The organism is Yoonia sp. (assembly GCF_965660735.1).
Lineage (GTDB): Bacteria > Pseudomonadota > Alphaproteobacteria > Rhodobacterales > Rhodobacteraceae > Yoonia.
This window is the reverse complement of sequence record NZ_CBFIBD010000008.1, coordinates 69332-81391: the sequence shown is the minus strand read 5'-3', so window position 1 is coordinate 81391 and position 12060 is coordinate 69332. Positions and strand designations below refer to the sequence as shown.

The window sequence follows — 12060 nt, the reverse complement described above, 5'->3', positions numbered from 1 at the left end:
CACCTGCCGCGGCCCATGAACTGTGGCTAGAGCCTGAAGCCTATCAGGTCCCGGCGGAAGGTAGCTTGAGGGCTGATATTGTCAACGGCCAGAATTTTGAAGGTGTGGTCCTGCCTTTTCTGCCGCAACGAATTGTAAACTTTGTTGTTTTCGCAGGCGATCAGGCCGCCCGCGTCAAGGGGCGCCCTGGTGATCGTCCCGCGTTGAACCAGCCGCCGTTGTCACAAGGCCTGAACATTGCCGCCTATCAGGCGCAGAATGCGACCGTCGGCTATGAAACACTGGAAAAGTTCGAGAGCTTCGTGCACCACAAGGATCTGGGCGATGCCATCGCCCTGCACCGCGAACGCGGCCTGCCCGAGGAAAATTTCGAAGAAGTGTATTCACGCTATTCCAAGACCCTTTTCTTGGTGGGTGAAGGTGCGGGGGCTGACCGGCGTGTCGGGCTGGAAACCGAACTGGTGGCCCTGACGAATCCCTATGCTGATGATGTATCGCAGGGCGTGCAGGTGCAGCTTTATTATCGCGAAAACCTGCGTACTGATGAACAGGTCGAGGTTTTTGAAAAGGCCCCTGACGGCACTGTTGCGATCACACTTTACCGCACCAATGATCAGGGAATTGCCACGATCCCGGTAAAACCTGGCCATGAATATATGGTCGATGCGGTTGTGCTGCGCATCCCCAATGATGAACTGGCAGAAACGACCGGTGCGGTGTGGGAAACACTTTGGGCCAACCTGACCTTTGCTGTGCCTGAATAAAGCCCCGCGTGGGGCTTGTCTTGGGCTGTTGGTGCGGTCAAAACCCCGCGCATGAACAAGACAGTTGATATTTTATGCATCGGTTCGGTCCTGTGGGATGTAATCGGGCGTGCGGCCAGCCATATGCGGGTGGGGTCGGATGTGCCCGGACGCATCACCCGCCTGCCCGGCGGCGTGGCGATGAATATCGCGATGACTTTACGCCGGTTCGACATGACCCCGGCCCTGCTAAGCACAATAGGTCGTGATGCCGAAGGCGATGAGTTGATCCGTGAAGCCACGCGCATGGGGCTGATTTGCGATCATATCTATCGGTCCGAGGATTTGCCCACAGATGTCTATATGGCGGTTGAAGGGGCGAACGGGTTGATCGCGGCCATCGCCGATGCCCATTCGCTCGAGGCTGCGGGCGACAAGATCCTGCGGCCGCTGGCGAATGGCAGGCTGGGCAAAGCGGATGTGCCTTTTGCGGGCTGTGTCGCGCTTGATGGCAACCTGACCCAGGAATTGTTGCAGACAATCGCCACATCGCCCCTGTTTCGCGCCGCCGATCTGCGCGTGGCACCTGCGTCACCCGGCAAGGCGGAACGCCTGCTTGCGCTGATCCATCACCCGACTGCCACGTTCTATGTCAATCTCGAAGAGGCCGGTTTGCTGTGCCAGACCACGTTCGCCACTTCTGCTGGTGCCGCAGCGGGGCTGTTGAAACGGGGTGCGCACCGCGTGTTGGTCACTGATGGTGGCAAATCCGCATCCGAAGGCACCAAGGGTGATATCATCACCCAAACGCCCCCCGCCGTCATGGTCACGCGCGTTACCGGTGCCGGCGATACATTCATGGCCGCCCATATCGCATCCGAGGTGCAGGGGCTGGACAGGCCGGCCGCCCTGACCCGCGCCCTGAACGCCGCCGCCACATACGTATCCGGAGAGACACCCCTATGATCCCCATGTCCTACAGCGCCGAAGTCGCCAATGCCCGCGCCAATGGTAACGCGATTGTTGCGCTTGAAAGCAAAATCATCACACATGGCATGCCATTTCCCCAGAATGTCGAAACAGCACGGCTGGTCGAGGCTGACGTGCGCGACAATGGCGCGATCCCTGCGACCATCGCCGTGCTGGATGGCACGCTGCATATCGGGCTGGAACACGACCAGCTTGATATGCTGGGTCAGGCCCGGGATGTCGCCAAACTCTCGCGTGCCGATATGGCCGCATGTATCGCGACCGGTGGCACAGGTGCCACAACGGTCGCGGCCACGATGATTGCAGCATATCTGGCCGATATTCATGTCTTTGCCACCGGCGGGATTGGCGGCGTGCATCGCGGTGCCGAAACCAGTTTCGACATTTCGGCGGATTTGCAGGAACTGGCACAAACCCCTGTGACGGTCGTGGGTGCGGGCGCCAAGGCGATCCTTGATCTGCCCAAGACGTTCGAGGTGCTGGAAACGCTGGGCGTGCCGGTGATTGCTTACGGTCAGGACATGCTGCCTGCCTTTTGGTCGGCGCAGTCCAACCTGCGCGCCCCGTTGCGCATGGACGCCCCCGCCGACATCGCCCGCGCACAGCAGATGCGGACCGCGATGGGACTGACGGGTGGACAATTGGTGGCCAACCCGATCCCGGTTGAGGCCGAAATACCCGCCGATGTCCTGGCCCCGATCATCGCGCAGGCCCTGTCAGAGGCCGATGCGGCAAACATCAGCGCCAAGGATGTGACGCCGTTTCTGCTGGGCCGTATTTTCGAGCTGACCGATGGGCGGTCGCTGGTCGCGAATATTGCCCTTGTGCGCAACAATGCGCGGTTGGCTGCACAAATTGCCATCGCCATGCAGAAATAGCACCGGCGGGGACGCGCCGTTGCTTGCCGGTTGATCGCGCATTGCCTAGATAGGCAAAAGGGATGTTTTTGGGAAACACATGATGATCGACCCTGACCACGACGACAGCAAACGCCGCAGCCGTCCCGGTATCTTTGCCCGGCTGCGCAGCAATTTCCTGGCCGGTCTGATCATCGTTGCCCCGATCGGGATGACGCTCTGGCTGATCTGGACTGTCGTTGGTTGGGTCGATAGCTGGGTCTGGCCCTTTGTGCCGAACGCCTATCACCCCGAAGAACTGGTGAACCGTCTGCTGGGGCGTGAACCGGGCAACGAGATCGAGGTGAACGTGCGCGGTGTCGGCGTTGTCATCTTTTTGATCTTTACCGTGATTGTCGGCTGGATCGGCAAGGGATTGATCGGGCGATCATTCATCGGCATAGGCGAACGCATCGTCGACCGGATGCCGGTGGTGCGGTCAGTTTACAATGCGGTCAAGCAGATCGCCGAAACCGTGTTTTCCCAGCGCGACACGTCGTTCGACAAGGCCTGTCTGGTGGAATATCCGCGCCGCGGCATCTGGGCGATCGCCTTCATTTCCACCAACGCCAAAGGCGAGATCGACGCGAAACTGTCCGATGGCGAACCCACGGTCACGGTATTCCTGCCCACAACGCCCAACCCCACATCGGGGTTCCTGCTGTTTTTGCCGCGCAGTGACGTGAAAGTGCTGGATATGACAGTCGAGGATGCGGCGAAACTGGTGATTTCAGCAGGGCTCGTCTATCCGAACGGAAAGCTGGCCGATACGCTGGCGCCGGCTGCGCACTAGGTGCTGATCACCCCTGCCCTGACTGGTTTTGCGACCGGGTTTTCGCTGATCCTTGCGATCGGTGCGCAGAATGCGTTCGTGCTGCGCCAAGGTTTGGCCCGGGCGCATGTGTTCTGGCTGTGCCTGCTGTGCGCCACATCCGATGCGTTGCTGATCATGGCCGGGGTGCTGGGGTTTGGCGCGATTGTCACGCTTTACCCGATGTTGCCGCAGATCATGGCATGGGGCGGGGCGGCGTTTCTGATTGTCTATGGCGCGCTGCGGTTCCGGGCCGCGTGGCAGGGGCAGTACGAAATGCAGCTTGCGGGCAAATCCAACGGGTTATGGGCCACTTTGGCCACGGGGGCCGCATTTACGTGGCTGAACCCGCATGTCTATCTGGACACGCTGGGGCTGGTCGGGGCCGTGTCGACGCAATACACCGATATCCCCGCCAAGACCGCGTTCGGGATCGGGGCGGTAACGGCATCCTTTGTGTTTTTCTTCGGGCTTGGCTACGGTGCCCGCCTGTTGGCGCCGGTCATGCAATCGGCGCGGGCATGGCGGGTGCTGGATGTCCTGATCGGGCTTGTGATGTGGGCGCTGGCGGCGAAACTGCTTAGTTGAACATGCCCGCCAGATCGACGGTGCTGCGAGTGTTCAGATCATCCTTATGCGCGGCCAGAAAGGTATCTGCCGCCGCTTCGCCAGCTTCTTTCAAACGGGCCAGAACGACCGGTGCCGGCACGGTTTTCGTGGCCACGTTGAGGTCATTCATCAACCCGTCATCGGCAACCATATGCACCAGCACATTTTTCATCGACCCATCGGTAATAGCCTTGTCATGGATCAGCCGTTTGACGAATTCGATCGCCCGCAATTCGCGCAAGAGCGAGCTGTTAAAGCTGATTTCATTGATCCGGTTCAGGATCGATTGACTGTCAACGGGCAATGTCTCGCGGTGTAGCGGGTTGATGTTCACAATCAGAACATCGTCCGGCAAATCTTTGTCAAACAACGGAAATAACGCTGGATTTCCTGTATAACCGCCATCCCAGAACGCCTCTGACTTGCCCGTTTCGGGGTCTTCGAATTCGACCGCCTGAAACATGCTTGGCAAACACGCCGAGGCAAGAAACACCTCTGGTTTGATCTCTGCGTCCGAAAACACCCTGATCTTGCCTGACCGGACATTCGTCGCACAGATATACAAGGCGGGCCCTTGGGCGCCACAGACCACATCATAATGAAACTGCTTGACCAGCCGCTCCAGCGGATTGCGCAACGCAGGGCCGTAAACATAGGGCGAAAACAGCCGCGTAGTCACATCGAACCCCACATAGGCGGGCGATGCCGCCATCGCCTGTGCCCATAAATGTGCCGTGGGGGTCAGCGACGACACCCAGTCGGAAAACCGGGGATCGGTGATCGCGCCGATCTGTTCCCACAACCAGTCAAGGTTCTCGATAGCACCCGCGCGGCCATTGGCCACCCAGCCCGATTTCAGCGCAGCCGCATTCAATGCCCCGGCGGATGTGCCTGATATTGCGGCAATTTCGATATCTTCTTCGCGCAACAGCCGACACAACACACCCCACGTAAACGCGCCATGCGCGCCACCTCCCTGCAATGCCAGATTGATCCGTTTCATACAATCAGGACGCGGTCCAGCCGCCATCGGCGGACAATGTGGTGCCGGTCATCTGCGCTGCGGCATCCGAACACAGGAACAGGACCATGCCGCCAAGCTGTTCCACGGTCACGAATTCCTTTGACGGTTGCTTGGCCAGAATCACCTTCTCGATCGCCTCATCCTCGGAAATGTCGTATTCTCTGGCGGTGTCGGGGATCTGCGCCTCGACCAGCGGGGTCAGCACATAGCCCGGACAAATGGCATTTGCGGTGATCGGTTCCCTGGCGGTTTCCAGCGCGACCACCTTGGTCATGCCGACGATCCCATGCTTGGCTGTTACATAGGCCGATTTGAACGGGCTGGCCCGCAGACCATGCGCCGAGGCGATGTTGATCACGCGCCCCCAGCCTGCGGCGCGCATCATTGGCAGGGCGGCAGCCGTGGTATGAAACGCCGAAGTCATGTTGATCGCGATGATCGCGTCCCATTTTTCGGCAGGAAAGTCCTGAATGGCCGCCACATGCTGAATGCCCGCGTTGTTCACCAGAATATCGCAGGCCCCTGCATCGGTGATCAGGCGGCGGCAATCATCGGCTCTGGACATATCGGCCTGGATATATCGTGCCTCGACCCCGGTCACTTCGGCGATTTCGGCGGCCAATGCGCGATCTTCCTTGGTGTCGGTGAAAGAGTTCAGCACCACATTGACACCCTCTTGTGCCAGTGCGCGCGCGATCCCCAGACCAATCCCCGAATTCGACCCAGTGATGACGGCGGTTTTTCCTGCAAGTGACATGATCAGCGGCTCCGATAAGTTGCGTCGAGAATCACCATATATGCTGCACCTGCAAATGCCACCCGAAGGCCACGATCGCCCGAAAAAAAACGCCCGCACAAGGCGGGCGTAAAGTTATTGAGGCAGGTTTCATACAGGCAAGAAACCTATCGAGCAGTGACACCTTTATAAGCAATTCATTGCCCGCATCCAAGCTAAAAGTTTGAAAAGACTTGGAAGCCTCTTTACGATCCACCAAAACAGGCAACGATAAAAACAGGGAACACCGCCAGATGATACCGCAAACCCGCATCGTCAGCCGTGCCATTGGCGCCGTAATCGCGTTGATCGCCGCTGGCGGAATCGGCCACGCCGAATCCCGGCATGGCATAGCTATGTATGGTGACCCTGCCCTTCCACCTGATTTTGTGTCCCTGCCCTATGCCAACCCCGGTGCCCCCACCGGCGGACGCATCGCCACCGCCGAGGTCGGCAGCTTTGACAGCCTCAACCCGTTCATCCGCAAAGGGTCGGTGCCGTGGCAGCTCCGGTTCTTTCTGGGCGAAAGCCTGATGGGGCGATCTCTGGACGAACCTTTCTCGCTTTACGGGCTTTTGGCCGAATCGGTTGAAACCGGACCGAACCGCGAATGGGTGGAATTCACCCTGCGCGAAGGGGCGGAATTTTCCGACGGATCGCCGGTGACGGTCGAAGACGTGATGTGGTCTTACGAAACGCTGGGCACCGTGGGCCACCCCCGCTATCTGGGATTCTGGACCAAGGTCGCGGCGATGGAACAGACCGGCCCGCGCGCTGTCCGGTTTACCTTCAACACCGAAGACCGCGAACTGGCGCTGTTGGCCGGTCTGCGCCCGATCCTGAAAAAGGCGCAATGGGATGGCGTGGATTTCGCTGAAACCACTACGGAAATCGTGCCCATCACATCGGCCCCCTACGTAGTCGACGATTTCGAGGCGGGGCGTTTCGTCTCACTGCGCCGCAATCCCGATTATTGGGGCAAGGATGTGCCGTTCCGGGCCGGCACCAACAACATCGACGAGGTCCGGCTGGAATTCTTTGGCGATGAAACCGCCGCATTCGAGGCGTTCAAGGTCGGCGAGGTGAACTCCAACCGCGAATTCAATGTGGCCCGCTGGGAAAGTCAGTATAATTTCCCCGCCGTGCAGGATGGCGATGTGGTCCTGTCGATCCTTCCGCATGAACGTCCGTCGGGCATGACGGGTTTTGTGATGAACACTCGCCGCGACCAGTTTTCCGACTGGCGCGTGCGCGATGCGATGCTGCACGCCTTCAACTTTTCCTTCATCAACGAATCCATGACCGGATCAGCCCAGCCGCGCATCACCTCCTATTGGTCCAATTCACCGCTTGGCATGTCCGATGGCCCCGCAATGGGCCGCGTGCGCGATTTCCTGGAACCATTCGCCGGTGATCTGCTGCCCGGTGCGCTGGATGGCTACAGCCTGCCCGTGGGTGACGGGAGTGCGCGCAACCGCGCAGGTACCGCCGCCGCCCTTGCCCGCATGAAGGAAGCGGGCTGGACCGTTCAGGACGGCGTGATGAAAGACGCCGCCGGAAATCCCTTTACGTTCGAGATTCTGCTGGCGCAGGGCGCATCGGAAAATCAGGCAATCATCGACATTTACGTGGAATCGCTCGCGCGGATCGGGGTAACGCCAACCGTTACCGTCGCCGACAGCGCGCAATTCAAGGAACGCACCGAAACCTATAATTTCGACATGACCTATTACCGTGTCGGCGTGTCACTGTCGCCGGGTAACGAGCAATACAACTATTTCGGGTCTGAAACCGCCGACCAGCCCGGCGGCCGCAACCTGATGGGCGTGAAATCTGCCGCCGCAGATGCGATGATCAACCGTTTGCTGACCTCGGAAAGCCAGGATGATTTCGTCGCGGCGGTCAAGGCACTGGACCGTGTGCTGACATCCGGGCGCTATGTCATCCCGATCTACCAGTGGAACATCAGCCGCATCGCGCATTCCAAAAATCTGCATTACCCCGACACAATCCCGATCTTCGGCGACTGGCCTGGCTGGCAGCCCGATGTCTGGTGGTATGCGGAACAATAGACCTGCCCGCTTCTTCCGAGCATAAATATCCCCGCCGGAGGCATAAAAGTCAGGTCAGAGACGTCACCCACAGGATTGTCGCATCCTCCGGGCTGACCGACACCACGTTATGGCCCATGGTCGCATCGTAATAGGCGCTGTCGCCGCGCTTCATGTCCACGGGTTCATAGAATTCGGTGTATAGCCGGATTTGCCCGGTTAGCACATAAAGAAACTCTTCGCCGTCGTGGCGCACCCAGCCGTCGAAATCATCCATGGTGCGCGCACGGATCCGGGCGCGATACGGCAGCATCTTCTTGGTGGTCAGCGCCTCGGCCAGCAGGGCGTGTTCATAGGTCGTCGTGATCTGGCCGGGTTCTTCGCCATTGCGGGTGACAGCCACGCGCCCGTTCACCTGTGCCTTGGATGGCGGGGTGAACAGCTGCGGCACCGAAATATCCAACCCCACCGCCAGCTTTTTCAGCGCATCATATGTGGGCGACATCTGCCCGTTTTCAATCTTGGACAGGGTCGATCGGGCCAGCCCGGCCTGCCGGGCCGCCTGTTCCAGCGTCCAGTCGCGGGCCTTGCGCAATTCGCGCACCCGCGCCCCAAGGTCAAGCGGTTCGGCAACCACGCTTTCGCCGTTTTCACGGGCCGCGCGGATCAGGTTCATCGGGTCATGTCCAGCCATGCGCGTTGTCATACGCACGCGCGCACGCTCTTGCAACTGGCAGCGTGGGCGATTAGCGGTGCGTCATGCTGTCCGTTACAGATCCTTCCGCCTTTCCGCCAGCGCCGTCAGGGTTCAACATGGCCGCGCATGTGCTGGCCCATGCCGACCGTCTGGCCGATAAGCCAGCGCTTCAGATCGTGGGGAAGACGGTTGAAACCTACAGTTTTTCAGATATCTCAGCCGCCGTGCGCGGGACGGCAACAGGCCTTTTGGGCATGGGGCTGATGCCCGGTGATCATCTGCTTTTGCAATTGGGCAACACGGCCGAATTTCCCTTCACTTATCTGGGTGCCATTGCCGCCGGGATCATCCCCGTGCCGGTCTCGTCGCAGCTGACCGCCCCAGAGGTGGCATCCGTTATCGCCACCATCCAGCCTGCACTGACGATCCGCGCGAAAGGCATGGCAGCGGCAACAGGCCGCACGGCCGATGCCGGGGTCTTGCATGATTTCTGGAAATTGCCGCCCGCCCCATTCGCCACGGGCGATCCGAACCGGCCCGCCTATATCATCTATACATCCGGCACGTCCGGCAAACCGCGCCCCGTCGTCCACGCCCACCGCGCAATCTGGGCGCGTCAGATGATGTGGGACGGTTGGTATGGCCTGCGCGCGGATGACAGGCTGATGCACGCAGGCGCGTTCAACTGGACCTATACACTGGGCACCGGGCTGATGGACCCGTGGTCGGTGGGTGCGACCGCACTGATCCCTGCGGATGGGATCCGCGCAGACCAACTGCCCGCGCTGCTGGCCGCGCACAGCGCCACGATCTTTGCCGCCGCCCCCGGCGTCTATCGTCGCGTGCTGCGCGCCGGTATCCCGGCCCTGCCCGATCTGCGGCACGGCCTGTCTGCCGGTGAAAAACTGGCCGCGGATTACAGCACCGATTGGCAAACCCAGACCGGCACACCGATCTTCGAGGCGTTCGGCATGTCCGAATGTTCCACCTTTATCTCCGGCAGCCCCGCCCGGCCTGCGCCTGCGGGCACTTCGGGCTATGCCCAGTCGGGCCGCAGGGTCGCGCTGATCGGCCCCGATGGTCCGGTGAAACGCGAAACACCGGGCACGATCGCCATTCATCGCAGTGACCCGGGGCTGATGCTGGGCTATCTTGACGCGCCCGATGAAACCGCCGCGCGTTTTCAAGATGACTGGTTCCTGACCGGTGATGTCGGGATCATGGCTGCCGACGGTGCCATCACCTATGCCGGTCGCGCCGACGACATGATGAACGCCGGCGGCTACCGCGTCAGCCCCGTCGAAGTCGAAGACGCGCTTACCGCCCACCCGAACATCAACGAGGCCGCCGCCTGCGCTGTGCAGGTGCGCACAGGGACATCAGTGATTGCAGCCTTTTACGTCGCAACCGGCGTGATAGAAGAAGGCGCAATACGTGCTTTCATGGCCGCCCGGCTGGCAGACTATAAGTGCCCGCGCATCTATGTGGCTTGCGATGCCCTGCCGCGCGGGGCAAACAACAAACTTCTCCGGCGTGTATTGCGCCAGGAATGGGAGGCCGCCAATGGTCAAACTTGATATCATTTCCGATCCGATCTGCCCGTGGTGCTATATCGGCAAGACAAATCTGGATCGCGCGCTGGAACAGTTCCCGGATCACCCGTTCACGATCGAATGGCACCCGTTCCAGCTGAACCCCGATATGCCCGCAGGCGGCATGGACCGGCGCACCTATCTGGAGACAAAGTTCGGTGGCAAGGAAGGTGCGATCAAAGCCTATGCACCGGTGGTCGAGCACGCCGAAAAGGCGGGTGCCCTGATCAATTTCGACAAGATCGAAAAGACCCCCAACACGATCAATGCGCACCGCCTGATCCATTGGGCCGGTATCGAGGCACGCCAGAGCTTTGTTGTGGATTTGTTGTTCAAGGCCTATTTCGTCGATGGCCGCGACATCGGCAGCCCCGAGGTGTTGGCAGATGTCGCCGATACCGCCGAAATGGATGCCGCCATGGTGACAAAACTTCTGGCCTCGGATGCCGATATCGCCGACATCCGCGCCCGCGACGCGCACAGCCGCAAGATGGGTGTCAATTCCGTGCCGACATTCATCGTGGCAGGGCAACATGCCATCCCCGGGGCGCAAACCCCTGATATGTGGGTAAAAGTGATCGGCGATATCATGGCACAGATCGACACCGACGCATGACCGAGATCACGCAGGCGCCCCAGGCTGACAAGCGCCTGCCGCAGGTCGAGTTCATCGCGCTGCTGGCAATGCTGATGGCCACTGTCGCATTTTCCATCGACGCGATGTTGCCCGCCCTGCCCGAAATCGGGCGTGCGCTGTCACCCGGCAATCTGAACAATGCCCAGCTGATCATCACCAGCTTCGTGTTGGGCATGGGGGTGGGCACGCTGTTTGCAGGGCCATTGTCCGATGCCTTTGGACGCAAGAACGTCATGGTGGGTGGTGCGGCGCTTTATATTTTTGCCTGCACCCTGGCCTGGGCCGCCGATAGTCTGGAAATGATGCTGGCGGCGCGGGTCTTGCAAGGTTTGGGGGCCGCAGGCCCGCGCGTGGCTGTCATGGCACTGGTCCGCGACCTATATGCCGGGCGTGACATGGCGCGGATCATGTCCTTTGTCATGGTCGTCTTTTCGCTGGTGCCCGCGCTTGCACCGACGATGGGTCATTACATCATCGCCGGTTTTGGCTGGCGGGCGATCTTTGCCGCCTTCATCGCCTTTTCGGTCATTTCAGTGATCTGGCTGATGTTGCGCCAACCTGAAACGCTGGCGCCCGCAGACCGCCGCCCATTAAGCGTGGGTGCCCTGACCGGGGCCGTGGTCGAAATGTTCAGCCATCATACAGCCCGTCTGTCGATCATCATCCAGACGCTGACATTGGGAATGCTTTTTACGGTGCTGTCGTCGACGCAACAGGTATTCGACGTCACCTTTGGCCAAGGTGCGCAGTTTCATCTGTGGTTTGGCGCAATCGCGGTTTTCGCCGCTACGGCAAGTGTGCTGAACGCAAAAATCGTCGTGCGTGTCGGCATGCGGGCAATCATCAAGGCGATGTATACCGCCCAGATCGCCATCACCTTCCTGATGATCGGGATCACGCTGAGCGGTGGCCCCTATTGGCTTGCCTTTGGCATCTATGTATTCTGGGTGACCGCGAATTTCTTTCAGGCCGGGCTGACGATCGGCAACCTCAATGCACTGGCAATGGAGGAAATGGGTCATATCGCAGGCCTTGCCGCATCGGTGATCGCCGCGGTGGCCACTGTCGGGGCCGTGCTGATCGCGGCCCCTGTGGCGCTGTTGTTCGACGGCACGCCGTTACCCATGGCCATCGGCACGCTGATCTGCGCCAGCCTTGCACTTTGGCTGACCACGATGATCCGCCGCCCCGGAGAGGCGTAGCCCCGCTTCTTCCGAGCATAAATATCCCCGCCG

At 60.1% G+C, this 12060-nt stretch carries 12 protein-coding genes; 9 read left to right on the top strand and 3 right to left on the bottom strand.

Annotated features, from left to right (window positions below):
* The 5 genes from ACTG4B_RS05540 to ACTG4B_RS05520 form a co-directional block, all read left to right on the top strand.
* Positions 1-764: DUF4198 domain-containing protein (locus tag ACTG4B_RS05540; protein ID WP_439154691.1), on the top strand; the 764-nt coding region annotated here is incomplete at its 5' end.
* Positions 765-815: 51 nt separating this feature from the next.
* Complete coding sequence (locus ACTG4B_RS05535) at positions 816-1709, top strand: PfkB family carbohydrate kinase (RefSeq protein ID WP_439154690.1); 894 nt, start codon at positions 816-818, stop codon at positions 1707-1709.
* Positions 1706-2611, top strand: a complete 906-nt coding sequence (locus ACTG4B_RS05530; protein WP_439154689.1) for a pseudouridine-5'-phosphate glycosidase — start codon at positions 1706-1708, stop codon at positions 2609-2611. The genes ACTG4B_RS05535 and ACTG4B_RS05530 overlap by 4 nt, the downstream gene beginning before the upstream one ends.
* An 82-nt stretch (positions 2612-2693) precedes the next feature.
* Positions 2694-3422, top strand: a complete 729-nt coding sequence (locus ACTG4B_RS05525; RefSeq protein WP_439154693.1) for a DUF502 domain-containing protein — start codon at positions 2694-2696, stop codon at positions 3420-3422.
* Between the two features lie 6 nt (positions 3423-3428).
* Positions 3429-4028 carry a LysE/ArgO family amino acid transporter gene (locus ACTG4B_RS05520; RefSeq protein ID WP_439154692.1) on the top strand — a complete coding sequence of 200 codons (600 nt, stop codon included), beginning with the start codon at positions 3429-3431 and terminating at the stop codon, positions 4026-4028.
* Here the strand turns inward: ACTG4B_RS05520 and ACTG4B_RS05515 are convergent.
* Positions 4021-5052 carry a patatin-like phospholipase family protein gene (locus ACTG4B_RS05515; RefSeq protein WP_439154688.1) on the bottom strand — a complete coding sequence of 344 codons (1032 nt, stop codon included), beginning with the start codon at positions 5050-5052 and terminating at the stop codon, positions 4021-4023. The two genes, ACTG4B_RS05520 and ACTG4B_RS05515, sit on opposite strands and share 8 nt — an antisense overlap.
* A 4-nt stretch (positions 5053-5056) precedes the next feature.
* On the bottom strand, positions 5057-5830 hold the full coding sequence (locus ACTG4B_RS05510; protein WP_439154687.1) for a 3-hydroxybutyrate dehydrogenase: 774 nt from the start codon (positions 5828-5830) through the stop codon (positions 5057-5059).
* A 272-nt stretch (positions 5831-6102) separates the two neighbouring features.
* Here ACTG4B_RS05510 and ACTG4B_RS05505 point away from each other — a divergent pair, with 272 nt between their 5' ends.
* Complete coding sequence (locus tag ACTG4B_RS05505; protein WP_439154686.1) at positions 6103-7920, top strand: extracellular solute-binding protein; 1818 nt, start codon at positions 6103-6105, stop codon at positions 7918-7920.
* Between the two features lie 49 nt (positions 7921-7969).
* Here the strand turns inward: ACTG4B_RS05505 and ACTG4B_RS05500 are convergent, their stop codons facing one another.
* On the bottom strand, positions 7970-8593 hold the full coding sequence (locus ACTG4B_RS05500; protein ID WP_439154685.1) for a helix-turn-helix domain-containing protein: 624 nt from the start codon (positions 8591-8593) through the stop codon (positions 7970-7972).
* Positions 8594-8658: 65 nt separating this feature from the next.
* Here ACTG4B_RS05500 and ACTG4B_RS05495 point away from each other — a divergent pair, with 65 nt between their 5' ends.
* The 3 genes from ACTG4B_RS05495 to ACTG4B_RS05485 are packed head-to-tail and all read left to right on the top strand — an operon-like array spanning position 8659 to position 12027.
* The gene (locus ACTG4B_RS05495) at positions 8659-10173 is read left to right on the top strand and encodes a class I adenylate-forming enzyme family protein (protein ID WP_439154684.1); all 1515 of its coding nucleotides are present in this window, start codon (positions 8659-8661) and stop codon (positions 10171-10173) included.
* Positions 10160-10804, top strand: a complete 645-nt coding sequence (locus ACTG4B_RS05490; protein ID WP_439154683.1) for a DsbA family oxidoreductase — start codon at positions 10160-10162, stop codon at positions 10802-10804. Before ACTG4B_RS05495 ends, ACTG4B_RS05490 begins: the two co-directional genes overlap by 14 nt.
* The gene (locus tag ACTG4B_RS05485; protein WP_439154682.1) at positions 10801-12027 is read left to right on the top strand and encodes a multidrug effflux MFS transporter; all 1227 of its coding nucleotides are present in this window, start codon (positions 10801-10803) and stop codon (positions 12025-12027) included. The genes ACTG4B_RS05490 and ACTG4B_RS05485 overlap by 4 nt, the downstream gene beginning before the upstream one ends.
* Positions 12028-12060 lie beyond the last annotated feature (33 nt).